The sequence below is a fragment of the Paenibacillus radicis (ex Xue et al. 2023) genome, assembly GCF_024722015.1.
Lineage (GTDB): Bacteria > Bacillota > Bacilli > Paenibacillales > NBRC-103111 > Paenibacillus_S.
In genome coordinates, this window is the sequence record NZ_JANQBD010000024.1 from 12,910 (window position 1) to 38,086 (window position 25,177).

20 protein-coding genes are annotated in these 25,177 nt (G+C 45.9%); 16 read left to right on the plus strand and 4 right to left on the minus strand.

The genetic code is table 11. The features are described 5' to 3' along the window. The first annotated feature begins 68 nt into the window (after window positions 1-68). From NV381_RS27830 to NV381_RS27885, 12 genes are all read left to right on the plus strand, one after another. Window positions 69-1,223 carry an extracellular solute-binding protein gene (locus tag NV381_RS27830; protein WP_258216567.1) on the plus strand — a complete coding sequence of 385 codons (1,155 nt, stop codon included), beginning with the start codon at window positions 69-71 and terminating at the stop codon, window positions 1,221-1,223. Further along, window positions 1,220-2,062: an ABC transporter permease gene (locus tag NV381_RS27835; protein ID WP_258216568.1), complete on the plus strand. Its 843-nt coding sequence runs from the start codon at window positions 1,220-1,222 to the stop codon at window positions 2,060-2,062. Before NV381_RS27830 ends, NV381_RS27835 begins: the two co-directional genes overlap by 4 nt. A gap of 145 nt (window positions 2,063-2,207) precedes the next feature. Beyond that, complete coding sequence (locus NV381_RS27840) at window positions 2,208-3,530, plus strand: hypothetical protein (protein WP_258216569.1); 1,323 nt, start codon at window positions 2,208-2,210, stop codon at window positions 3,528-3,530. After that, window positions 3,527-3,994 carry a hypothetical protein gene (locus tag NV381_RS27845; protein WP_258216570.1) on the plus strand — a complete coding sequence of 156 codons (468 nt, stop codon included), beginning with the start codon at window positions 3,527-3,529 and terminating at the stop codon, window positions 3,992-3,994. The genes NV381_RS27840 and NV381_RS27845 overlap by 4 nt, the downstream gene beginning before the upstream one ends. Then, complete coding sequence (locus NV381_RS27850) at window positions 3,991-5,004, plus strand: CehA/McbA family metallohydrolase (protein ID WP_258216571.1); 1,014 nt, start codon at window positions 3,991-3,993, stop codon at window positions 5,002-5,004. Before NV381_RS27845 ends, NV381_RS27850 begins: the two co-directional genes overlap by 4 nt. Before the next feature lie 18 nt (window positions 5,005-5,022). Further along, the gene (locus tag NV381_RS27855) at window positions 5,023-5,784 is read left to right on the plus strand and encodes an MgtC/SapB family protein (RefSeq protein WP_258216572.1); all 762 of its coding nucleotides are present in this window, start codon (window positions 5,023-5,025) and stop codon (window positions 5,782-5,784) included. Window positions 5,785-5,976: 192 nt separating this feature from the next. Further along, complete coding sequence (locus NV381_RS27860) at window positions 5,977-6,147, plus strand: hypothetical protein (protein WP_258216573.1); 171 nt, start codon at window positions 5,977-5,979, stop codon at window positions 6,145-6,147. A gap of 176 nt (window positions 6,148-6,323) precedes the next feature. Beyond that, the gene (locus tag NV381_RS27865; protein WP_258216574.1) at window positions 6,324-7,370 is read left to right on the plus strand and encodes a CHAP domain-containing protein; all 1,047 of its coding nucleotides are present in this window, start codon (window positions 6,324-6,326) and stop codon (window positions 7,368-7,370) included. A gap of 136 nt (window positions 7,371-7,506) precedes the next feature. Then, entirely contained in the window at window positions 7,507-8,685 is a 1,179-nt protein-coding gene (locus NV381_RS27870) for an MFS transporter (protein WP_258216575.1), read from the plus strand. 148 nt (window positions 8,686-8,833) lie between these two features. Beyond that, window positions 8,834-10,267 carry a hypothetical protein gene (locus NV381_RS27875; protein WP_258216576.1) on the plus strand — a complete coding sequence of 478 codons (1,434 nt, stop codon included), beginning with the start codon at window positions 8,834-8,836 and terminating at the stop codon, window positions 10,265-10,267. Between the two features lie 102 nt (window positions 10,268-10,369). After that, window positions 10,370-10,690: a GNAT family N-acetyltransferase gene (locus NV381_RS27880; protein WP_419182309.1), complete on the plus strand. Its 321-nt coding sequence runs from the start codon at window positions 10,370-10,372 to the stop codon at window positions 10,688-10,690. A 913-nt stretch (window positions 10,691-11,603) separates the two neighbouring features. Continuing rightward, on the plus strand, window positions 11,604-12,131 hold the full coding sequence (locus NV381_RS27885; protein ID WP_258216577.1) for a DUF6385 domain-containing protein: 528 nt from the start codon (window positions 11,604-11,606) through the stop codon (window positions 12,129-12,131). Window positions 12,132-12,155: 24 nt separating this feature from the next. Here the strand turns inward: NV381_RS27885 and NV381_RS27890 are convergent, their stop codons facing one another. The 4 genes from NV381_RS27890 to NV381_RS27905 form a co-directional block, all read right to left on the minus strand. After that, complete coding sequence (locus tag NV381_RS27890) at window positions 12,156-14,048, minus strand: TPR domain-containing glycosyltransferase (protein ID WP_258216578.1); 1,893 nt, start codon at window positions 14,046-14,048, stop codon at window positions 12,156-12,158. A 2-nt stretch (window positions 14,049-14,050) separates the two neighbouring features. After that, window positions 14,051-15,949, minus strand: coding sequence for a glycosyltransferase (locus NV381_RS27895; protein WP_258216579.1), 1,899 nt, complete (start codon window positions 15,947-15,949; stop codon window positions 14,051-14,053). After that, window positions 15,942-17,522, minus strand: a complete 1,581-nt coding sequence (locus tag NV381_RS27900; RefSeq protein WP_258216580.1) for a hypothetical protein — start codon at window positions 17,520-17,522, stop codon at window positions 15,942-15,944. Before NV381_RS27900 ends, NV381_RS27895 begins: the two co-directional genes overlap by 8 nt. Window positions 17,523-17,632: 110 nt before the next feature. Continuing rightward, complete coding sequence (locus NV381_RS27905; RefSeq protein WP_258216581.1) at window positions 17,633-19,816, minus strand: beta strand repeat-containing protein; 2,184 nt, start codon at window positions 19,814-19,816, stop codon at window positions 17,633-17,635. Window positions 19,817-20,088: 272 nt separating this feature from the next. Between NV381_RS27905 and NV381_RS27910 the strand changes: the two genes are divergently transcribed. The 4 genes from NV381_RS27910 (at window position 20,089) to NV381_RS27925 (ending at window position 25,176) form a co-directional block, all read left to right on the plus strand. Further along, entirely contained in the window at window positions 20,089-21,894 is a 1,806-nt protein-coding gene (locus NV381_RS27910; RefSeq protein ID WP_258216582.1) for a glycosyltransferase, read from the plus strand. Window positions 21,895-21,940: 46 nt separating this feature from the next. After that, window positions 21,941-22,708: a glucose-1-phosphate cytidylyltransferase gene (gene rfbF, locus NV381_RS27915; RefSeq protein ID WP_258216583.1), complete on the plus strand. Its 768-nt coding sequence runs from the start codon at window positions 21,941-21,943 to the stop codon at window positions 22,706-22,708. Then, entirely contained in the window at window positions 22,702-23,823 is a 1,122-nt protein-coding gene (gene rfbG, locus NV381_RS27920; RefSeq protein WP_258216584.1) for a CDP-glucose 4,6-dehydratase, read from the plus strand. Before rfbF ends, rfbG begins: the two co-directional genes overlap by 7 nt. Window positions 23,824-23,901: 78 nt before the next feature. Continuing rightward, window positions 23,902-25,176, plus strand: a complete 1,275-nt coding sequence (locus NV381_RS27925) for a class I SAM-dependent methyltransferase (RefSeq protein ID WP_258216663.1) — start codon at window positions 23,902-23,904, stop codon at window positions 25,174-25,176. Window position 25,177: the final 1 nt, after the last annotated feature.

The window sequence follows — 25,177 nt, forward strand, 5'->3', positions numbered from 1 at the left end:
ACTTATTCATATTTCAAGGTCAATATGCCAGAGTTCGCTGGCGCACAACTCTAAAGGAGGATTAATCAATGAACCTTATGAAAAAGCGTTTAAGTATGGCTCTTGCTTCGGTAATGGTACTGGGAGCTCTAGTGGGATGTGGCAGCGGAGGCGATAAACCGGCATCATCAAGCGGTGGAGACAAAGGGAAGCAAGACGAGTTCTCATTTTATTTTACCGGTTCATTAAATGTTAAGGATTTATGGGAAGTTGTTGTTCCAATGTTTGAAAAGAAATATCCGAATATTAAAGTAAAAATGGTTCATATTGATTCCGGTGCAGGCGGGCAATCTACCGTGGACCGTATTATTGCAGCGAAGCAAGCAAACCAGAAATCCGGTAACATCGATCTGTACGAGAGCAGCTTAAGTGATGTTATCAAGGGGACTAAGGAAGATTTGTGGGCTCCTTTGGATGCAAAAAAAATTCCTAATCTGAGTAAAATCGAAGAAAAGCAAATGAGTAATGTAAAAAATATGGGGATTCCATATCGTGCTTCCGCAGTAATTTTGGCCTATAACAGCGCAAAAGTAAAAACACCGCCAAAAACAGCTAACGAGCTTTATGATTGGATACGCAAAAATCCAGGACGGTTTGCTTATAATGATCCTGCTACAGGGGGCTCGGGAGATTCCTTTGTACAAACAGCGATTTATAACTTCCTTCCACCGGAAGCTAATGTCAGCTCTGATCCATCTTACGCACAAAAATGGGATCAAGGCTTTGCGCTGCTGAAGGAGCTGCACCCGTTCATGTACCAAAAAGGCGTCTATCCTAAGAAAAATCAAGGAACGCTAGACCTGCTTGCTAACGGTGAAGTTGATATCATACCGGCATGGTCCGACCAGGCTTTGGAGCAGACTTCGAAGAAGCTGCTGCCGGATACAACCAAGCTGGTGCAAATCGATCCTTCCTTTACGGGTGGCCCGACTTACCTGATGGTTCCGAAGCTGTCGGAGCATCCGGATTCGGTTGCTACATTCCTGGATTATGTGTTAACTCCTGAAGCTCAGAGTGTCATCGTCAACAAAATGTACGGCTATCCAGGTATCAAATGGACGGAAATGCCGCAGGAATTGAAAGACAAATTTAAGGATGTTGCCGGCGGATACCGTACATTCAGCATTGGTGATTTGGGTAAAGAGATCCAGAAACGCTGGCAGAGGGATGTTGCTGGCCAATGAGTAAAAACATAAAACAAGGGATTTTCGGGCTGCTGCTAGTAATCCCATCCTTCCTTATTCTATGCTTCGTAGTTATCATACCGATCATACTCGCTATTAATGAGAGCTTTAAGGACGATAAAGGCAGCTACACTTTAGCACATTACTTCTACTTGTTCACCGACAAGGTGAGTGTTAACAACATTACGTTCACCTTGAAGCTGACTATCATATCTGTCATCATGGTGCTGCTGATTAGCTATGCATTAGCGGTATACATGCGATTTAGCGGCGGTCGGCTGGTGAATGGAATTAAAAGAATGTATATGATCCCGATGTTTATCCCTTCAGTAATTGCTTCTTACGGAATCATTAATATGTATGGGAATCATGGTTGGCTGTCGCGTATTTTATTGTTATTCGGCAATGATGCATTGCCCAAAATCATATTCGATTATAAGGGTATCATTCTCGCTAACCTGTGGTTCAATATCCCGTTCACGACGATGCTGCTCACCTCTGCGCTTGCCGGTATACCTAACGCAATCATTGAAAGTGCTAAAGACATCGGGGCAAGCCGCTTACAGATCTTCTTCAAATTTATACTTCCTTTATCCTATCGGACGATGTGGGTTGCGGTTACGTTTATTTTCATGGGTATTATTGGCGGGTTTACGGCACCGTTCTTGATTGGACCGAACTCACCGCAAGTGCTGGGCGTAGCGATGCGTCAAATATTTTCAGTCTATCAGGATACTCAGCTCGCGAGCGCAAACGCTGTCTTTATGTTCATCCTTTGTTCTTTGATGGGGTACTTCTATATTCGTACGATGATTAAAGACGATAAGACAGCGCATTAAAGCTGAACATGCACCTTTCCCTTCGATGGACTTTACTGAAAAGGTAAAGCTTTTAAGGGAAGGTGCTTTTTTCTAAATGCTTGAGCATACATAACGCTGATGAGGTTGGTTTCGCGAAAGCGAAGCTTTTAGGAGGGAGTACAAGATGAAGCAGCCTATCGTATCAACTGGAGCTTTGGGTTGGAAGGAAATCAATGCGAACGCGGATTTTAGAATGGAAATACAGATTGCAGAGCCTGGAATTGTAGAAATTGATTTGTTAGCCAAATCGGAAAGCGATTGGCGTGTGGCGGACTATGAATCAGCTGTACTGCGTATATGGGTAGAGAGGGAATATAACCAGGACTGCGTTCTCTTTTATGGGAATCGGCCTTTAACTTATACAAGATTATTGGGTTATATGCAACCGGGTACTTATATGCTCAGGTTTGCTTTTAATCCGGATATCTCCTCCCCGCAGGTGAAAAAAGCCTATATTGAATCGGTTGATGTGAAGATAATTACAGAAAAAAATTCGGAGCTGTTCGAAATTTATAAGCATACTCCAGTCATATACGGGCGCAATGTGTATCACCCTTACGAGGGACGATATACGGATACTCCGCTGCTGATGTTTTATTGTATAGAGCCTTTGGAAAGTGGAAAAGCAATCGAGTACCAAATGATGTTTTCCCATGAGGATGAAGGGACACCTACACCTCTGCTGATGAGTAAGTGGGGGCGTACAACAGATATTGAATGGGTGTACCGTGTGGAGATTGATGAACAAGGCGAAGTGCAAAAAGCTACCTTTCAAGGGCCTGAGCATGTTACAGGTGAATTTAAGGGCAGTACAGCATTGGGAGGGCATCCAGTGCTTCAGAATGCAACAACCAACGGAATGGTGCATGACACAATCACATCCAGGTATCGGTTTCTACTGCCTGCTGTTTATGAATGGAATCAGCAGATTGAGCCGAGAGAGCGGGTTATGGATGCCTTTCCGTTTACTTATCAGGTAACGGCCTGGGAAATGCTGCGCCAATATTCTATGGAACAACCGGTTGTGAACAACTCGTTCCAGCTAACCGATTTGCGCAACTACTTATATGTTCAATCGGCCAAGGTGACGGAAAATCCACAGAAGGAAACGTCTATAGATATTCAAGTTAAGCTCAAGGGAGTAAAAGGGTGGTTTTCAGGCAGCTTTGGCGATCTAAGATATGGTGAATTCCGCTGTGCCTATGATGGACCTTACTTTCAGTTTTCGACAACGGTTAAGCTTCCTGCCGGGACTTGCTATAACGATATAGAAGAAATTTGCGCAGTATGGCTGCCAGATGGGGAAGAGTCCGTTATGGTTCCTGAGTTTAAAGGTTTTTTTCTCGATGAAGATTACGCACCCCAGCAGCCGATTCGCAGTTCTGCTGAGGTCACAGTGACGAAAGAACAACCAAGACAAACTTTATGGCGGGGGGACGGACAATGAATACGTTATTGAAAGTGGAGGGTTTGGTAACTCCGTGCTGCTCCAAGAGTCATATTACTTACACGATGCATCTGCATCGGGAATGTCGGGAGCTTCACGTGGAATTTGCTTACGAGCCTAAGGTACTGGATGATGAATTGAAATCACAAGAGTTGATAATGGAAGGACTAAATCAATACATACTAGATGAGCATCGCAAAGGATATGCGGATAATTGGCGAAATTTTTTGCCGTTGCAAAATTTGCTTACACTGTCGTTCGATGATGAATTTGGGTTTCGTGGTGCGGGACATCGGCATGATCCTGTACAGCATCTGATTATTACAGCCGAGGAAGCTTCGCCGGGGCTGGTACCTGGAGTATTTCCCCGGGGGCAGCTAAGCATCATGATCAACATTCATTGCGTAGTTACCGAGCAATGCCGGTACAGGATGCATGTCTGGGAAGGAAGGGACATACAATGACTAAATGGCTGCCATTTGAACTTCACTGCCATACGTTTCACAGCGATGGCAAACAATCTTTGGCCGAGCTTGTCTCGGCGGCACATGCATTAGGACTGCGTGGCGTTGCCTTAACAGATCATAATACAATGACAGGACTCGCAAACCGAGAGCAGATTGTAGCAGAGTCCGGAGTGGAAGTGATCCCTGGACTTGAATGGACTACATTCTTCGGACATATGCTCACGCTTGGTATTCAGGAATATGTAGATTGGCGCAATCTGAGCCCCTTTCATATTCATCGGGGAATTGACGGGGTTCACCGTCAGGGGGGACTAGTAGGAGTAGCCCATCCATTCCGTGTCGGCAGTCCGATGTGTACGGGCTGCTTCTGGGAATTTGAAGTGTCAGATTGGAATGAGGTTGATTATATTGAAGTATGGTCAGGATTATTTCCTTCAATACAGCGCAATAATGCCCGCGCCTTCGCAATGTGGACGGAGCTGTTAAACCGGGGGCACCGGATTGCAGCGACAAGTGGCCGGGATTGGCATGTTTCCGATCCGGTGACGGATCCGATCTCGGCGACATTTCTAGGGATTCAAGATGAAGCTGTTGAAGACGATGGCTTGAGCCTAGTCCATAGAGCACTGGATGCTCTACGGCGAGGCAATGTCGCTGTGTCGATGGGACCGCTTCCACAGCTTAGCGTGCTTGGGAGCGATGGTACGCGGGCAGGCATCGGCGATACTATTGAGCTCCGCGAGGGAGACGGAATGCAGCTTGAGGTAACGGCTGGCATAGATTTCACCGCGAGAGCAGGCCATTGGGAGCTGCCGGAGCAGCTGCTGCAACTAAAGCTTGTCAGCAATCTGGGAGAGCTTGCTGTTGTGGAATTAACGCAAGGGCAGCCGCAAGCGGATCTGACCTTGGATGTGACTGGCGTCCGCTGGCTGCGTGGCGAGCTGTACGGAGTATTTTGCAATGTGCGAACTATGATTGGATTTACGAATGCGATTTACTTTAGCTAAAGGAAGTGAACTATCACGATGGGAACTACAACTTTATGGACAATTTCCCATGGGGAGCTGCTGCTAAGGATGGTGCTGGCGGTCCTGTTCGGTGGGGCCGTTGGAATGGAGCGCGAGTGGAATAACCATGCTGCAGGCTTTCGTACCCACATTCTGGTCTGCTTGGGCTCAGCTACTATTATGCTGCTGTCCATTTATGGATTCTCCGAATATGTCAATGAGCCTAATGTACGGATTGATCCAGCACGCCTTGCTGCGCAAGTAATCAGCGGCATCGGCTTTCTTGGAGCAGGAGCCATCCTACGCAATGGATCAGTAATCAGCGGCTTGACGACAGCGGCATCGGTATGGGTGGTAGCGGCGATTGGCTTGTGTGTGGGAGCGGGATTTCTGTTTGCGGCGTTTTACACGACCATGCTCGTTTTAATCAGCCTATTTGTCCTTAATAAATGGGAAAAATATTTGATGCGCCATCGCAGAAATCACGAGCTTACCATTAAGGCGCTTGATAATCCAGGTGTACTTGGCAAGCTGGCATCAGCCTTTGGCGAGCAGGGCATTCAAATCATTAACGTCAAAATGATTTCCGAGACCGACTCGTCCGAAGACAGCAGAGAGAAGCCGACCTTGCAGCTGAAATTCAGCTTGAAGGTACAGAATCCCCCCAAGTTCATTGCTGCCATGGAACGGATTAATACAATGGACTTCGTGCTCTGGATGGAATCGGATGGTAAACTGTTAGTATTTCCCCACCAGCAGGTCATTGATCATGCAAATTAAATGTCGAATGAACACAAATAAGGAACATGCCGATGGGTGTGTTTCCTTTTTTATTGGAAAAAAACAACGTTTTGTGAGCTTATACCTACTTAATTTGAATTTTCCTTTCGAAGTAGTATATATAGGCCCTTTAGAGCACCATTCACCATAGATCGTACATCCAGGGATTACCCCCACAAGGGAGAGAATAACATGACAAGAGATGAATTTGAGAAAAGCTTTCAAGAAATCAGTTCATCCTGGGAATTAGATGATGTGGTGTTTAGTTCACAAGAGAAGGAATTAATTCGTCAGGTATGTATGAAGGAAATTACGATGGAGCAGTATGATACTATTATGAAGCAGCTAACCAACATGATTTGATTTGACTCCATATAATGTAGGAGCTAACTTTCGAGGGAGCTCTTTTTTTGTGTTTACTTAAGTAAAGGTCAGTCGGGTTGAAAATATACGCTTCAGTTTTCTGAAAAATGGTATAATATGGGTTGTGTAAAGGAGGGGTTAATATTCACATTGAAAATTACCAGAAGTTGGAAAGTGTGAGGGCGGTTGTCGATGAAAAGCTGCTTAAAATAACAAATGGAGAAACAAGGCGTAATGCTTATCTGCAGCTTTATGGTGTATCGAGCTACGCTTCAATGTTGGCGCAAAAAAGAGGCCTTCAGCAACATATAGCTGCTATTGCAGGATTGCTGCATGATTACTATTTATTTATGACAGGTATTGAAGAGTTTCATGATCAAAATGGTGCCGAGGCGATAAGACCAATTTTAAGAGATATGGATATTTTCACAAAAGAGGAGCAAAGGATCATCCTTTGTGCGGTATTCTATCATAGTGATAAAGCTAACATACATAATGAATATGATGAGATTGTCAAGGATGCCCAAGTACTGCAGCAATATTTTTATAATAACGGTACTAAAGTAAGTTTTGAACATGCAAAACGTTTGAGAAAGCTACTGAATGAATTAGGTATTCTCAATGATTTTAAAGTTGAACAGGATAAGCAAGGGATAGGTACGCCAATGGAAGTGTCAGGTGATAGGTGCGAGCGATTAGCAGACTGGGCGGAACAACTCGCATCAAAAGGGATTATAGGGATTCCTTCGGATAAAGATTACCGTGATATATGTCTTTATTGGACAGGCGATAATATTTATAAAGAATTAAAAGCAAGCTGGTGTGCTGCCTTTGTATACTACTGTTGCAGAAAAGCAGGGTTATTATTGCCGATCCGTTTTCCTAATAGTGTGTGCAGGTTTGCAGGCGTAGCAGCGTGGCTTGAATGGGCCCAATTTCCTGATGTGAACTTTTTTCATAGTGTTCAAGATCAAGGCTTCTCCCCGGCTAGGGGCGATATCGTTATTTATGAAAAGCTGCTGTCCAACGAATCTCACGACCATATAGGCATTGTGCTGTCTTGTCATGATAATGAATTGCTTGTTGCAGAAGGAAATATGGATAACAAAAATCAATCAAGTTTAGTGCATCGAGACAGATGGAGTAAAATATTGGGATATATTCGAATAGATAACAGCTATCAATATAAGTTTGTCGGTGAATATAAGCCCATACTGGTTTGAAGCTTGAGGATGATACTTTAGAAGGATCGGCAGGGAACTTTTTATTTGCCCGGCGACTTGTAGTATTCAGACATTTCATTTAAAGTAATAAAAGTCGGAAACATCCGTATTCAACGTGTAAATGAGGGATTGATAAGTGAAGGTTTTTTTATGGATGGGCTGTTTATCTTACTTTTTAATCGGTTTGGCGCATGTAGTGATAGGGTCGCTGCTGCCTGATATGCTGGCTTTTTACGGAAAAGATTATACGGCGGGCGGGCAATTGATCTCTTTACAGTTTGTTGGTTTCTTGATTGGTGTACTGTCGGGGCCATGGTGGTCGACTAAGCTCGGTAAACGAGGAGCATTGCTGCTGTCTCTATGTTTCCTAAGCGCTGCTGAGTTGGTATTCGCAATGCTGCCGGCTTGGGGAGTGGTATTGGTGGTCGCACCCTTTGCCGGATTCGGATTTGGCATGATTGAGACTGTCATTGGGGCGCTTATTATGCAAGCCGCGGAGGAAGACCGCAAGGCGGCGATGATGGCTCGTGTAGAAGTGTTTTTCGGAGTAGGTGCGCTAGTGATGCCGCTCTTGGCCTCTATGTTTATAGCTGAAGGCTGGTGGAGAGGGGCGTTCTTGACGTTAGGCCTATTCACCGTATGTATGCTTCTTCTCTGGTGGTTTCTGCCGCTTGGAGGATTACGTGAACGCATGCAGCGCGGTTATGAACCAACTGCAGTTATAGAGAAGGTTCGTAAGGGTTCGATGGGCGTTTTCGTTCTCTTTATTCTTATCTTTTTGCTGTACGTAGGCGGCGAGATGAGCTTGGCAAACTTTTTGCCGTCGATCTTTGTTGAGAACCTTGGAGCTAGTTCAGAAATTGGAGCATTATCGGTAACCTGCTTCTGGGGAGCGATGGCAATTGGCCGCTTGTTCGCAGCAGCTTTTTCACGAAAAATCGGTTATTCCCGCTACCTGCTGTTCGGCAGTGCCGGCTTCTGTGTACTAGTTGCCGGATTGGCGCTAACCACGGGCATCGTATCTGCCTTTGGAATCATCATTTTACTTGGGCTCGCAATGTCAGGCATGTTTGCAATAGCTTTGGTTTATGCAAACAGCTTCTTCCCAGGGGCGGAGGAGCGTACGACGAGCGTGCTGATTGCTGCAGGCGGTATTGGTGGTGCAACGCTTCCGCTGTTGACGGGTTGGTGTATGGATAAGCTGTCGGTGTCGTGGTCGCTGTGGGTGTTGGTCGGATTTGCATTACTTATGCTCTTGTTCGTTTGGGCGACTTCACGGATGCATCGCAAGGCATTAAATGCAGTGACTAGTTAAGTCGATTGCTTATACGGTTTTAATAAATGAACGTAAAAGGAGCTGCCCTTTGAAGGCATGCTCCTTTTATATTTGTTTTGTAAAAGAGCAACTATTCTTTAAGACCAACGTCATACAATTAACATGTTATTGTTCAGGAGGGGTCAAGATGTGGAGAATATTACTTACAGCTGGTTTGTTCCTTATGTTGCTAGGTCAGATGCAGCAGCCAGTGCAGGCGCAAGCAGAACGTGTCCAAGTCAGCATACCAGAGTTTACAGTAACCTTGGACGGAGTAAGGATTGACCAATCACATAGCGCGTATCCCTTGGTTACGTATAAGGACATTACCTACTTTCCACTTACTTGGAACGCAGCTCGGGCTCTGGGGCTATCTTATACATGGGATGAGAGCAGTGGGCTATCCATTGTTCCAGGTTATTCGCAAGGGCTGCCGGGCAAAGAGAAATGGAGTCAGGTGGAATCTGTCGCCAATCGTGCGGGTGCTTATTATAACGCATCCATTGCTCCCTTTGCCGTAACTATCTACGGTCAGAGAATTGCGAATGAAACAGAACCGTTTCCGCTGCTGCAATTCCGCGACATCACTTACTTTCCAATGACGTGGAGCTTCGCTCACGACCTTTTTCACATGAATTTGCAGTGGGAAGATACAGCCGGATTGACCATTACAACCGAACAGAGCCGGCAATTCGACAGGATCGAATATGATGATGAAAATTACTTATACATTAGGAATCAGATGTTCAAAAACAACGAATATGGCTATTTAAAAATTGCCAAGTCTCTTCAGGAGCCGCCGCAGTGGGTTAATGGGAAAACAGCCGGTAAGCTGTTCGAGAATGCATCGCAGTGGATGTGGAAATACGAAGGTGATACCGTGCTGGAACGAAAGCAGGATGCTCTTTACTTTCAAAATGTACAGCTTACTTCCTTAACCAAGTATCTTCTTGAAAATCAGACGCTTTTTGCTTCTTATCCTGGGGAAACTAATAATGGGGTTACATACAGTGCTCTGACGCACCGATTGAGCGAAAAGCTTACCCTTTTATCGCTACAAATTAACGTTGATATTCCTGTAAAAGGCAGGTTTAGTACTTCGCGTGAATATCATTTTAGTTATTTGATTAGAGAAGGAACAGCTACGGAGTTACCCTTTTCTCTTATTCGTGGGTCATGGAGTAACGCAGATGGAACCCATTGGGTGGTAGGCGGGGACTGGAAGCTTTTGCTTATAAATGCCGGCGGGGAAATTTCAATCGTGAATGACTTGTTCCAAGGAGCGGAAGTGGAGGTTCCACATTTCGGCTATCCGAGAACAGCGGAGGGGACGTTGATCATTAAGGTTCATTCACCATTGTCCAGTACCTATTCCCTGGATACGAAGTTGGCTGTCAAAAAGCTGTACAGCGACTATGGCGGGGATCTTCCATACCAAGCTTACGTGGAAGGTTATCGTTATGATCTTTTTAAGGTGGATGGGAATACGGTCATGAACGTAACGCGTAACCAAAGCCGGACCTATTGGGATTATGAGCTTTACGGTGCCTCGGATAGCATAGATTCTGGGACTGGGGAGTGAAGAAAGGGGGGGATTAAGATAGAGATTCATTATACTAATGAAATTCCAAGTGCCGATTGCATATTTGCACTGTACGACACTGTTGGTTGGAATGATTACTTGATGCTGCCCAAGGAACTGTTATATAAAGCGTTAGTTCAAAGCTGGCATGTTATTTGTGCTTATGATCAGGATAGGTTGATCGGTAAGGGCCGCATCGTTTCAGATGGTGTGATTAATGCGTACATTTGTGGTTTAGTTGTTCATCCGGATTATCAAAACCAAGGAATTGGAAGCGAAATGATTCGAAAGTTAGTGGAAAAGGGTCGAGAGAGCAAGCTTCATATTCAACTGCTTTGTACGGAGGAGAATATCCCCTATTATAATAAGCTTGGATTTGAAGGTTTTGCAATGGGGATGAAAGACAAGAACGCTCCTTTGTAGTGGTTGAGATACACTTAACGAAGATGGCATGTTCCTTGCGGGGAATCTGCCTTTTTTATTGAAAGGTCTTTTTTTGAAAAAGTCGAAATACCGGAGAAAGTAATTATAACTGGTTTATTTGGAGATAGGATGTTCAATTTTTTTTGGTAGTTCGATGAATAGAGGCATGGAGGTAGTCTTCTAGAGGATGATTATAGATTTTAACCTCGATATCAGTTCTTTCCTCCTTTTCAGATCATCAGCAAGTACAAATTCCTGCAATTGTGCAGTTATTTATTGCTAATATTGTTAGTATGAGGAAAATAAGTGCGATATTACAGTTATTTCATATAAAAAGTCTGGTTACAGCTAACAATGATAAAAATAGATGCACATTTGCAGGAATTCAAGAAACTCCTGAAAAAATGGTCAAAAGACTGTATTATTGCAGGTTTTGGGTAGGGCGATGGATTCGAATAAAGCGGAGTGGGAAGACGTTATTTGAATCTTCTTTCGATTCTTCTGAGGTCCGAATTTAATCATCCAATTTTTCGAAAGAATGATTTTTATGATGAGATGGCTCGCTATATTTTGATTTGCGAACAAAAGAACCAGTGTCCTACGCAAATTATCCAAAATTCTGAAGTCCAACATGGCAATAAGCGGTTGGTTTATACTGCTGAGCTCGAGTTGGATATGTCTGTACTTTCTCTTGAGTGTATATAAATCATTTGAACTAGAGCAGCCTGGTTAATGACATGACTTTACAAGAACCGCCGATTGAGAGTGTAATTAAGGAGTTTTATGCTCTGAAGGTAGAAAGTGCGGCTTACTAGGAGGAAACGATGCTGAGGGGACGTGATAACTGCCGTTGCTAAATGTAGGATAGCCGAATATATTGGTAATTATCTTACAAAACCGGAGGTGAGTTTGGGTGCCTGCACTGAAATATACCGCCTGTAGAAAGACGCTTACCTCTTGCTGCTGTCATCGTAAGAAGAAATATTCGCATCGCTGCATGAGTCAGAAAAAACTGTTTCCCAAAAAGAAAACATACAGAAAGCATAAATACATCATTATTAAAAAATGCTGCAAGCCAATCCGCCCGATTATCAAGAAGCTGCGTGTGAATGTACAGCGGACGAGATTCATCGAGCAGGAGCGCTTGGGGGTAACAACTGAGAATGAATGGAAGCCATCACTTTTGGTCAATTCGTCCTTGTTAAAATTATACACATACTCTATCGTCAATCGAGGAAATCATGCGAGTGAGGTAAAGGTGGAAATCAGCCCTAATGGACTGGATTTCATGCAGGACTCCAAGATGGTTGTCGCAGCTGGAACAACTCAAGCCATCGTTCCTATGCGATACTTGAAATTTACAAGATTCAGTGTCAAATCACAGCAACTGGATCAACCGACCATGCTCGATATTTATTTTCAGGCGCAAACTCAGGGATAACCGCATAAATGAAAAATCGACCTCTTAGAGGTCGACTAGAAAGAGATAGGATGCGCATTCATCTGATCCAATCCCAACGCCATACAGACCTAATCGGGGTTCGAGTCGTTGAGGAAAATCTTGTTTTAATTGAGTAAACAGACGGATGCTTTCCTCCTTCTTCCCTAGAGAGTACGCGAGTTGAGCCCCAAAGAGCCGTTCACCATATCTGCTTGTTTCAGGAGAGTGACCCTGCAGGATAATCTCGCGTATATGTGCCGGGGATTGGTAGATGGCGGGACGCCAAGCCTTTGGCAGCTCGGACTGCCTACCTTCAGTAGTAATTCCGTGCAAGTGCTGCCAAACTAATTGAAAGCCGGACCATGCTCTCATCATCAGCATGGCATACGCTGCCTGCTCCAAAAGCTGTACACTTGGCGCAGGGGAGAGCGATGGATTTCCGTGAAGCAGCCTATCAGCAAGTGAGGCAAGCTCAGGCTCAGTATCACGAAAGGCATATAGAAGGTTGAGTTGAACCAGTGATTCGCCTCCGGCATTCTGCAGTGCCCACAAGTAAATAAGCAGATGTTTTTCTGGTTTTTTGTGGATGAGCTGATGCAGAATTTCCGAAGACTTCTCCGTCTCACCTGTCTGCGCTAGCATGATCGCGTAGAAAAAAGCTAATTCTTGCAATTGTAAATCCTCGCTTGTTCCATCCAATTTCAGCCCTTCCAGTAATGGCAGCATTCGGCTGCTGTATCCCCATTTCGTTACGTAGCTGCCTAAATAGATAGGAATTGCAAGCTCTTCCAAGCTATGCAGTGCTGCTGTAAGTCTGGATTCCACCTCTGTAAGCGGATAAATGAGCAGAGCCAAATCGAGCCAGCGAGGTTTCGCTTGTTCACGATAAGCTGTTGTATGCAGACATTTCTCAAGATACAGCAAGGCTTGCTGCCAATTCCCAAGCTGCTGATGGGCAAGCCCCAACCAATAATTTGCTCGCTCTGCCTGCTTTTCCTCGGTGAAGGTGGCTGTCTTGGCATATTGGGTAAGTCGGTGAAGGGCTTCCTCAGGACGACCTTCTTCGAGCAGCAATACGGCATGAAGCTCCTGTAAATCGGCATACAAAGGCTCGCGGACAAGTCCTGTTTTCACTGCCTGAAGTGCCTCAGTGTTCCTGCCTGAGCGCCAATAGGAGTAAGCTAATTTATAGGCCAGATCAGCGGCATAGCCTGTTGTTGGAGGTACCTTCGGAAGAAGCGGGGCGAGATCTTCAGCAGCCCTCTGGTAGTGCTCCTGCAAAAATGATTCAACTCCTATTGCGTATCGGTAAAAAAAAGGATCGCTTTCCTCACGAACCGCGCGTTCCAGCAGCTTAACATTGCGTTCAGTTTTCTTGTTCGCGTGTTCCGCCATACGCGAATATCCGTAGTGGGATACAATCAGCCCTGAACGCCTGATGGCGAGCTTGGGATAAGCTGTGGAAAGCGACACGCCGATATCCTCATGAACTCGCCCTTGGTAAGAAATGTTCGGGAGATTGCGGAATAAACGGCATACAAAATCGGTTTCATAATCATCAGACACATCGGAGCGATGATTTCGTATCAGTACATAGTAGCCTGACACCGTCTCATCAGCAAGCAAGCTTTTGAAGAGATCGAAATCTATTGGCAGCAGCTGTTCATCAGCATCAAGCACCAAAATCCAGTCTCCAGTTGCGCGTTTTGTTGCATAATTCCGTGCTTCTGCAAAATGATCGTTCCATTTCATTCTGTACAATTGCGCTCCGAACTGCTCAACTATGTTTGGGGTTTGATCTTGGGATCCGGTGTCAATGACAATGATTTCATCGACATAGGGCTCTGCTGAAGTCAAACATTGCTTGATATTCTCTTCTTCGTTACAAACGATCATGCACAGTGATACTCTAGGCATTATCAGTTAACCTCCTCCATGAGCAAATCATCGATTAATGTCATTAATCGGGGTTTCACATCATTCCACAGAGCAGCATACTCAAGATCGCCATCTTTATTTTGCAGCAGCTGATAGATTCTTACATGAACGCATTTAATAAGCTCATAACGTCCCTTCAAGCGTTGAAGAGGATCGGGCAGCAGCGTCAGGAGTTGGAGCCAATAGGTTTGAATTTGAGTTTGCAAAGCGAATAAATGCTCATTGGAGGCTAGTATATACAAAAAGTACAATTCGCTCCACAGTGCGGAATACGCCGAAGCAGGAAGATGGAGAGGAATAACATGCTGCTCTCTTTCCTTTAGCAAGTATGCATGCAGGTTCAAAACAAGCTCGCTTGCAGAATCTGAGCTATCAAAGGATTCGTTAGTATGTTTATCCGTAATTCCTTGCTTCTGTTTCAATCGTTGTGCTCTTTCCTGTTCCAAACGCTGCAGCCATCGTGCTGCAGCCTTGTCATCATTGCGAACAAGAGCCATGTAAAACAGCTTCCTCACTGTTCGTTTGTGCCTGGCTGCTACACCCGTATAGCCTGGGGCACGATTTCCTGGCAGTAGAAGGTAGCAGCGCAAGAGCAGCAGCTGCCGTTCCTCTCGCTTTTCTACGGGCATAGGTTTGTTTTTCAAAATATCCGTCGCTTGTTCATACAGTCCTAGCTGATAGTAAGAAAGCGCAATACTCCACCAGGTTTTAGGCGATTCCAAATGAAACAGCCGCTCCATCGTATTAGTGATGCCATTGGCGTTATGAAGACGAGCAAGCAGACTGATCAGTCGTAAAAAGGGTGAAAGCAAGCCTGAATTGAACGTAAGTGCATTCGCATACCACTGCACTGCTCCATCGTAATCTCCCAGCTGTTCACGGGTTTTGCCGAGATGAAAGCTGGCACTATAAGTTCCGACACCACTGACGGACGTATACTGAGGCGGTGACTCACCGATTTCCAGTGCTTTATGGAAGGCTTCTTCAGCTTGTTCCCATTGTCGCAGGTGATAATGAATTCTTCCGAGTGTGAAAAATAAGTCGGGATAATTGTTGAGATCACTAGCGGCAACCCGGCATAAATCGGCAGCTTCCTCCCAACGGCCAAGGGCTTGCAGACAGTTCACCTCGCGGAGCACAACAACATGACCGAAGCTCGTTTTTCTCCAGTCTGTTACGGTTCTGGAAAGGCAAAACTGTTCTTGCGCTAATGTATAGTCGCCTGCCCGCATATATTCTACACCAAGGTTGTAACGGTGAAAGCTCTCACTATCAGTGTTCTCCAGCTCCTGAAGCAGCAGATCCATGTTGCGCTGTACTTTATTTTTCTTCTGAACAACCTCGGGCAGGTAGCCGCCATGATTTAATTGAATGTTAGAATAAAGCAGTTTAGCTGCCGGATTTGCTGATAGAATAGGTTGAACAATCTGCTCATGGATTCTTCCTTCATAACGATAAGCCTGTTTATTGCGAAATAAACGCAGTGAAGCTGATACGGATGATCCTGCGTGCTGGGCTTCTGTACCTATGAAGTTAACTATTCGCACGAAAAATCCATCCGCATCGGGTGAATTAGCGATTACCTCGCGCAGCAGCGCTCCATGGCCTTCCTCCAGTATTTCATCGGCATCCAACACGAGTATCCACTCGCCAGAGGCGAGATTAATGGATTCATTGCGAGCAGCAGCAAAGTCGTTTTTCCATTCACGAATATGGACTGCAGCTCCGGTTCGTTTGGCTATCTCAACTGTTTGGTCCGTTGATCCAGTATCCATCACTATGAGCTCGTCGGCGGCTGTCCTTGCACTTAGCAGGCATTGGGCGATGCAATCTTCTTCATTCTTGACAATCATACAGAGGGAAATGAGTGGTTTATCCATGAAAATTTGTCCTCTCTGCCCACTTCCAGCGAGTAATAGCTGCGCTTTGCTCCATCCTCTTGATCCCGCTTCCAACCTTCTCCGACTCCTCGCGCAAGAAAACAGAAGAAGGAAAAATATACATGGATTCCTTAAGCAGCACCTCGCTTTGACGTAAGCAGGCTAGTGCCAAAGCAGTGCGCAGAGCAGCGTTATCTGGTGCTTGCGAGAGCAAATATTCGAACATCTCGGATGCTTGCTGATAGGCGCCACGATAATACAGTATTTCTCCTAAACATCGGTAACCGTCCTGAACCATCGTATTATTTTTCAATGCTTGTAAAAAATGGGTAGCGGAACGCATGACATAACCATTCCGAAACAAGGTGAAGGCGAGCGATAAGGGCTCACTAATATAGCCTTGAAGTGTTTCCGCATAGCTAAATAGACGAATCGAGACAGCACGATCCTGTAATGCTACAAGCTCATATTGTGCAAGCGGCGAAATCAGAGCAGATAGATTATCATCAGCTAACAGTATTTTGTATAAAAGTGCATCCGTCGGATACTTTTTTTTGTATGCCTCATCCTGTTCATGGAACAACAGAGCAGCTTCAGCAATTCTGCCAACCTGGATCAAACAATCAAAGTAGATGCGGGTAATCTGATGATGCGATGCCGTTGTTATTTGTTCCAGAGATTTAAGCGCCGCTGAAAATAAGCCAATACGGTGTAAAAGGCGAATATACCGTTCTTCTTTATCTGGATCAGTCTCCAACCATTTCACTATAGGTATGATTGCTTCTTCTTGTGAGAAGCCTTGCCGTATAAGTTCATCTGCCCAATAGTATAACGGGTCCATGTGTGGATTCTCTGCATAGGACATCCGGAAGGCGGTAGCGGCTTCCTCATTACGGTTGCACCTCGCTGCATGAAGACCATGGGCCAACCATAACCTCGCTGGATCAAACATTGGAAGGTCCTGTGTCACGGGGATAGGAAGCTCTGAGAGAGGTGTTCCATTCCGTTGGCGATCATTAGTTTGAGCTGATTCTTCCAAAGTAAGAGCTTTTAGGCTAGCTGCATAGGCTTCTTCAAAACGGTTCGTTTGCTCATACAGGCATGAGAGGGCAAATAAATCATCTATGTGCAAGTTATTTTTGCTAAGCATGATTTCAAGTTGATCCCAATTATGTGTATCGAAAAAGTATAGCAGTCGGGTAGTTTTCCAGCCATATTCATCAAAGTTAATTTCCCTCGAAACGATGCTAAGGCCAGGTAAGGGGAGGGGGGCAAAGAGATCGATGAATATTAAAGGAGAAACGGATGTGATGATGTCGACAGAATCGTACAGCCGATGGAAACGACGGAACTGATAATCGATGTGATTCCAGTTATGAGCCGGTATATCGATCGTCTCGTTGGAAAATTGTAGCAATACCTTTTGGGCCCCCGATTGCATAATTTGCTTTTTAACATCATTCCAGGTTGCACCACTTTCGGGATCAAAGGCAATCACAGGATAGGGGCTACCTGGATCGGGAGTTTGCTTCTTACTGTCAACGATAAGTGAAAGAACAGCAAGCTCAGACACACGCAACATCTCCATTTTTTTACTTTTTATATAATTGCTTAATGAGACCCATTCAATTGAATACAAAAAAAGAGGATAACGGGTGTCATCCTCTATTTTATGAATTATGTTTATACTTGTGCATCGAGATAAACGTCTACAGTAGCCGTTCCGAGTAATGCCATTGCTAGCGATACACGAGTGTATTTAGCAAATCTAATCGGTGTCAGAACGAGACCGCCTGTTAACAAACCGGTCACAGTTGAATCGACAATCCAACGTACACCGTCCGAGCTAATTTCTGCTCGTGCATTGACGGTAGCGGCGCCGCTGTTGTTATAGATGAGATAGGAGTATACCTTGTAAGGATATAAGCTTTGGTTGAGCGATGCTGAAGCTATTGGCGTATAAGTTGTACTGCTTACTGTAACGCCAAGTGCACTGAATTGGTTGAAATTATTTTGGGATATCGTTGTAATTGTGCCGCCAAGAATGGTAGCGGACACGGTACCACCGAGAATAGTAGCGGAAACAGTGCCAGCGAGCAATGCATTGAGCGTGCCGCCGACAATAGTAGCAGCCTGCACGGCGTTGAGGGTACCGCCGAGAATAGTGGCGGAAACTGTGCCAGCGAGCAAAGCATTCAGTGTGCCGCCGACGATGGTGGCAGCCTGCACGGCGTTGAGGGTACCGCCGAGAATAGTGGCGGAAACAGTGCCAGCGAGCAAAGCATTCAGTGTGCCGCCAACGATGGTAGCAGCTTGCACGGCGTTGAGAGTGCCTCCAAGAATGGTTGCCGACACAGTACCACCGAGAATAGTGGCCGAAACAGTGCCGCCAACAATGGTGACGGCTTCGACAGCGTTGAGAGTACCGCCGACGATAGTAGCCGCTTGCACAGCGTTAAGCGTGCCGCCAACGATGGTAGCAGCTTGCACGGCGTTGAGAGTGCCTCCAAGAATGGTAGCCGAAACGGTACCGCCGAGAATAGTGGCCGAAACAGTACCGCCAACAATGGTGACGGCTTCGACAGCGTTGAGAGTACCGCCGACGATAGTAGCAGCTTGCACAGCGTTAAGCGTGCCGCCAACGATGGTAGCAGCTTGCACGGCGTTGAGAGTGCCTCCAAGAATGGTGGCCGAAACGGTACCGCCGAGAATAGTGGCCGAAACAGTACCGCCAACAATGGTGACGGCTTCAACAGCGTTGAGCGTACCGCCGACAATGGTAGCAGCTTGCACAGCGTTAAGTGTGCCGCCGACGATAGTAGCAGCTTGCACGGCGTTAAGTGTGCCGCCAAGAATGGTAGCCGACACGGTACCGCCGAGAATAGTAGCAGAAACAGTACCGCCAACAATGGTGACGGCTTCGACAGCGTTGAGTGTGCCACCGACAATGGTAGCCGCTTGCACAGCGTTAAGCGTACCGCCGACGATAGTAGCCGCTTGCACGGCGTTAAGTGTGCCGCCAAGAATGGTAGCCGAAACGGTACCGCCGAGAATAGTAGCAGAAACAGTACCGCCAACAATGGTGACGGCTTCGACAGCGTTGAGCGTACCGCCGACAATGGTAGCAGCCTGTACGGCGTTGAGCGTACCACCGACGATAGTAGCAGCTTGGACGGCGTTAAGTGTGCCGCCGAGAATAGTGGCGGAAACAGTACCGCCGACAATGGTGACGGCTTCGACAGCGTTGAGCGTGCCGCCAACGATGGTAGCCGCTTGCACAGCATTGAGCGTACCGCCGACAATAGTTGCGGCTTGAACAGCATTCAACGTGCCGCCAAGAATGGTGGCTGACAACGTACCACCAACAATAGTAGCGGAAACAGTACCGCCGACAATGGTGACGGCTTCGACAGCGTTGAGCGTGCCGCCAACGATAGTAGCCGCTTGCACAGCATTGAGCGTGCCGCCAACAATAGTTGCGGCTTGCACGGCGTTCAACGTCCCGCCGACAATGGTAGCCGACACGGTACCGCCGAGAATGGTGGCGGAAACAGTACCGCCGACAATAGTGACGGCTTCGACAGCATTAAGAGTACCGCCAACAATGGTAGCAGCCTGTACGGCATTCAACGTACCGCCGATAATAGTAGCCGCTTGCACCGCATTCAACGTGCCACCAACAATGGTTGCCGAAACAGTACCACCAGTAATTGTTGCCCCCATGACAGCTGTTACTGTATTGACATCTCCAATATTAAGTCTGCCTGTGGAGTCGGTATTAAGCGCAAGAGTGTTCGTTCCGTCGCTCCCAAATATCAAGGTTTGCAGCTGATTGGGATCTGTATTATAAACGGCAAAGTTTGGCATATGAAGTCCACTCCTTTCTTTTTTCTTCATCTTACGTTTACGGGTAGACCCTTGCATGGATAGAAACCACTATTGCCATGGTTTTTCATCGCCCGTTTTTCATTTCTTGGAACCCTGCATAGACTCACTTCTCATCTTTCCATGCATATATTGGAATTACTGTATACGAAAGCTGGTAATTTTATAGAGGTCGTTCAAAAAGTTCCCTTTTATAACGCTGCTTTTTGAAGACTCATAGGAAAAAAGGAACAGATGATTGGGGATGACTTCATTTGGAAGTAAAGAAAAAAATCAAAGAAATGCTCGATGCAGGTCAAGTGGATATTGCCAAGCTGTTAATACGCGAATTCCAAGGACTCCACCCACGCGATGCAGACATTTACTTATGGAAAGCAGAGATCCATATGCTCGAAAACAAGCTTGATGAAGCACAGCGTGCTCTGGTTGAAGCCATCGGTTTCGAGTATCAGCGATTTGATCTCTTCTATAAACTCGCCAATGTATATTTCCAAAAGAAGGAATTCGTATTAGCTGTAAGCTTGTATAGACGGTCAATGGAATTGACGGAAGACGAGAATAAGAGAACTGAAATCCAACAGTGTATAGATGATATAAATAAAAAGTTGTCCAGCACGAATGAAATGACTGATAGGGCATCCAAACCGCTAGTCAGCATCATTGTGCTCGCCTACAATCATTTGGAATACACCAAGCAATGTATGGATAGCATCTACCGTTATACAATGCATCTTCCAATAGAACTGATTACCGTTAACAATGGTTCTTCGGATGGGACAGCAGCTTATTTCAACGAATTGCCTAATCACAAGAAGGTAACTCTCGCTGCAAATGTTGGCCCTGTTAACGGCTTTAATGCAGGAATGATGGTGGCGGAAGGAAGGTACACGGCTTGCATTTCCAATGACTTCATTGTTACCAAAGGGTGGCTCGATAACTTGCTAATCTGTATGGAATCCGACCCAACGATTGGTTTTGTTTCACCGGGAGCCGATTCAGTATCGAACAATCAACGGATCATTTGCCCCAATGCAGTTGATCTTGAAGAGATGCAGCGGTTTGCTGAGAGCTATAACATTTCGAATCCTGACATGTGGGAGGAAAGAGTTCGGCTCCTGCCCTGTGTGTTGATGGTGAGAACGGAGCTACTTAAGCAGGTAGGTTATTTTGATCCAAGGTTCATTTATGGGGAATTCGCTGATGACGATATAAGTTTTCGTATTCGCAGGGCTGGAAACAAGCTGATATTTGTAAAAGACACCTTCACTCATCATTTCGGCTCTGTCACAGTGGGGGAGGAACAGCGGCAGCATCAATCTCTTGAGGTAAGCCGTGAAATTTTCCGTGATAAATATGGAATAGATGCCTGGGAGGATACAGGTTTTGATATCCATCTGGTGGATACGGCGACGGAATGCATACAGCAACAAAGGCAGCGTTCTGGGACGGCTCCTCAAGCTGTCCGCATACTTGGCATTAATGCCAAATGCGGCTCCACGCCGCTGCAGCTACGCAATAAATTGCGGGAAAACGGATTTGAGCAAACGACGATTGTCAATTATACAGATCAAAGCAAATACATGGTGGATTTGCTTTCGGTTTCAGAAACAGCTAAGCATGGATTGCTTACTGAATTGAAGGATTTTGAGGATTCAGCTTTATACGATGTGATTCTATTAGAAGGCGGATTAGAGCCCTATCCTCGGCACCAGATTGACAGCATAATCAATGGCATACGTTCCAAGCTGTGCAGTGGGGGCTTATTATTGTTCAAGATGCAGAATGGAGCGCATTACCTTCAAATCGCACGTTGGTTGAGTGACAGAACACCGTTTCTTCAGACGCAGCTGTCTAATACTTTTTTCCATCTTCAACCGCTTCTTTTACTATTGGAAAGCAACAAGCTGCCTGTAAGAAAAATACTGTTTGTTCAAGATCCTGTACAGCCTCAACTAACGGAACTCTTCAATAAAATGGAAAAAATACCCAAAACTCATGAAATGTTTAACCATGCACTTTTATCCGTATCCGAGATGGTTATTGTAACGGAAGCAGTATAAGCAGTTTAACGCTAGCTGTCCCCTGTATAAAGGAGGCGATTGTCAGGTGAAAGCGGTGATATTGGCTGGGGGAATCGGCACAAGACTGAGTGAGGAAACAACTATGCGACCCAAGCCGATGGCGGAGATCGGGGGCAATCCGATACTTTGGCATATTATGAAAATATATTCGCATTATGGAATCAACGAATTCATAATCTGTCTCGGATATAAGGGATATGTTATCAAGGAATATTTCGCCAATTATTTTCTCCATAGGTCGGATGTCACGATAGACATCGCAGCTAATCAAATGCAAATCCATAACAACCAGAGCGAACCGTGGAAGGTAACATTAGTAGATACAGGATCGGAATCGATGACAGGGGGAAGGCTCAGACGTGTCAAAACGTTTGTAGGCCATGAAACATTTTGTTTTACCTATGGTGATGGTGTCAGTGATGTAAATATTAACGAATTGATTCAATTCCATCGGGATCAGGGCAAGCTGGCCACTTTAACAGCGGTTAATCCGCCGGGCAGGTTCGGAGCGTTGGAGTTTACTAACGATTTGGTTACCCGATTCAAGGAAAAACCCCAGGGGGAAGATAGCTGGATTAATGGCGGTTTTTTTGTATTGGAGCCGGATGTGTTTGATCTGATTGAGGGGGATGCGACTATCTGGGAGTTAGAACCGTTGGAGCGACTTGCGGCTAGCAGCCAATTGGCGGGTTTTCGGCACCATGGGTTTTGGCATCCAATGGATACGTTGAGGGATAAGCTGCTGCTGGAAGAATGGTGGTCATCCTCCAAAGCCCCTTGGAAGGTGTGGTAAAGATGTCCTTTTGGCAGGGGAAAAAGGTGTTTATAACCGGACATACAGGGTTCAAGGGAAGCTGGCTATTGCTGTTGCTGCAAAGTTTGGGCGCTCATATAACAGGATTTGCCTTATCGCCAGAATCAGATCCCAATTTATTTTCACTGGCAAACGCAGCCGATGGAATCGTATCCGTTAAGGGCGATATACGTAACTCACGGCGACTGAACGCAGCCATGAAGCGTTGCAGTCCCGACATCGTCTTTCATCTGGCAGCTCAGCCCTTGGTTCGAGCCTCATACCGCTTGCCGGTCGAAACATTCGATGTGAATGTTGTCGGGACAGCAAACGTTCTCGAGGCAGTCCGTTCCAGTGGTGCTACAGTAAGGGCAGTGATCATTGTGACGAGCGACAAATGCTACGAAAACCGCGAATGGATATGGCCTTACCGCGAAACCGACCAGCTGGGCGGATATGATCCCTATAGCGCCAGTAAAGCATGCGCGGAGTTGGTAACGGACGCATTCCGCCGATCGTTTTTCGCAGGGACGCCTACTGCACTCTCCACTGTCCGTTCCGGCAACGTTATTGGGGGCGGAGACTGGGCGCAGGATCGCTTAGTACCCGATCTGATCCGCAGCTTGCTTAGCGGAAAAACTCCGAAGGTACGGGAACCGTTAGCTGTCAGACCATGGCAGCATGTGCTCGACCCGCTGCAAGGATATTTGCTGCTAGCGGAGAGAATGTATGCCGCAGGAGATCAGCTTGGGCAGGCATGGAATTTCGGACCGGATAACGCTCAGCCGTTAACCGTAGGAGAAATTGCACGTGAATTGCTTGCAAGTTGGGATGAAAAGGAGCTTCCAAGCTCGCAGATAGAAGATGCAATAAAGGAAGCAGCAGCGCCTATTAGAGATAATATGGTGGATTTCAACGATCCAAAGCCGCATGAAGCGCAGCGGTTGGTATTGGATTGCTCTAAGGCTAGAACCAGGCTTGGCTGGAGACCCCTGCTTGACACTAAGGAGGCCATTCGCTGGACAGCCGATTGGTATCAGGCTTATGCTCATGGCAAGAGCGTTCGTGAAATGACTCTTAAGCAAATAGAAGTTTATAAGAACTTACAAGCCTGAAATAGAAATTTGTTAAATATCTCTGAATTCCATCTTTGTGTCAAGAGAAGGAGATGAGTCTGCACGATGAGTGCTCCAATAAAGCTGCGACCATGCCGCTTATGCGGGGAACCGTTGATCCATACATTCGTAGATCTCGGGATGTCTCCGTTCTCCAATCATTATTTGAAGCCAGAAGAATCCGAGCTACCTTGTTCGGTTTATCCGCTGCACGCCTATGTATGCGGAGCTTGCTTCCTTGTTCAGCTTGCACAATTTGAGCCCCCGGAGAGCATTTTCGGAGAATATGCTTATTTTAGCTCGTTCTCCGACAGCTGGCTTAAGCATGCGCGGAATTACACCGAAATGATGATCGACAGGTTTGCTCTACAAAGCTTTACTAGCTCTATTGATCCAACAACCGATTCTTCCGACGTAAGTCCCTTAGTTGTTGAAATTGCTTGCAATGACGGTTATTTACTGCAATTTTTCCAGCAATCCGGTATCCGAACGCTTGGCATTGAACCCGCTCGCAACGTAGCCGCCGCCGCATTGGACAAAGGAATTCCTGTAGTTATGGAGTTTTTCGGAATGGAGCTCGCTCACCAACTTATTTGTGAGCATAAGCAGGCTGATGTTCTGATCGGCAACAACGTTCTCGCTCATGTGCCGGATCTTCATGATTTTGTAGCCGGCTTGAAGACGCTGCTCAAAGATACAGGCGTACTAACAATGGAATTCCCGCATCTGCTGCAGCTCATGGAGCATAATCAGTTTGATACTATTTATCATGAGCATTTCTCATACTTCTCCTTGCACACAGTGCAGCAGTTGTTTGCCATACATGGTTTGGCCATATTCGATGTGGATGTATTGGATACTCACGGCGGATCCTTGCGCATATATGCAGGGCATGTAGGAGATACGTCTAAAATGATTGGACAGAGCGTTCATACCCTGCTTCAGCAAGAGGTGGCGGCAGGTCTCCGGAAAATTGAAACGTATCTTGCATTTTCTGAAAATGTGGCTCATACCAAGCGGAATATATGGCAATTTCTTATTGAGCACAAAAATGCTGGTCGCAAAATCGCGGCATATGGAGCGCCGGCCAAAGGCAACACCTTGCTTAATTATTGCGGTATCGGCAAGGAGATGGTGGATTATGTTGTGGATCGGAATCCCTACAAGCAGGGGCTGCTCCTGCCTGGGTCGCTCATACCGATATTTCCTCCTGAATATATTCGTGAGACCAAACCGGATATTGTCATAATTATGCCGTGGAATCTTAAACAAGAAATTGCCGGACAGCTATCCTATATTCGAGATTGGGGCGGTCAATGTGCCGTATGGATTCCACAGATTGAGATGTGGTAAA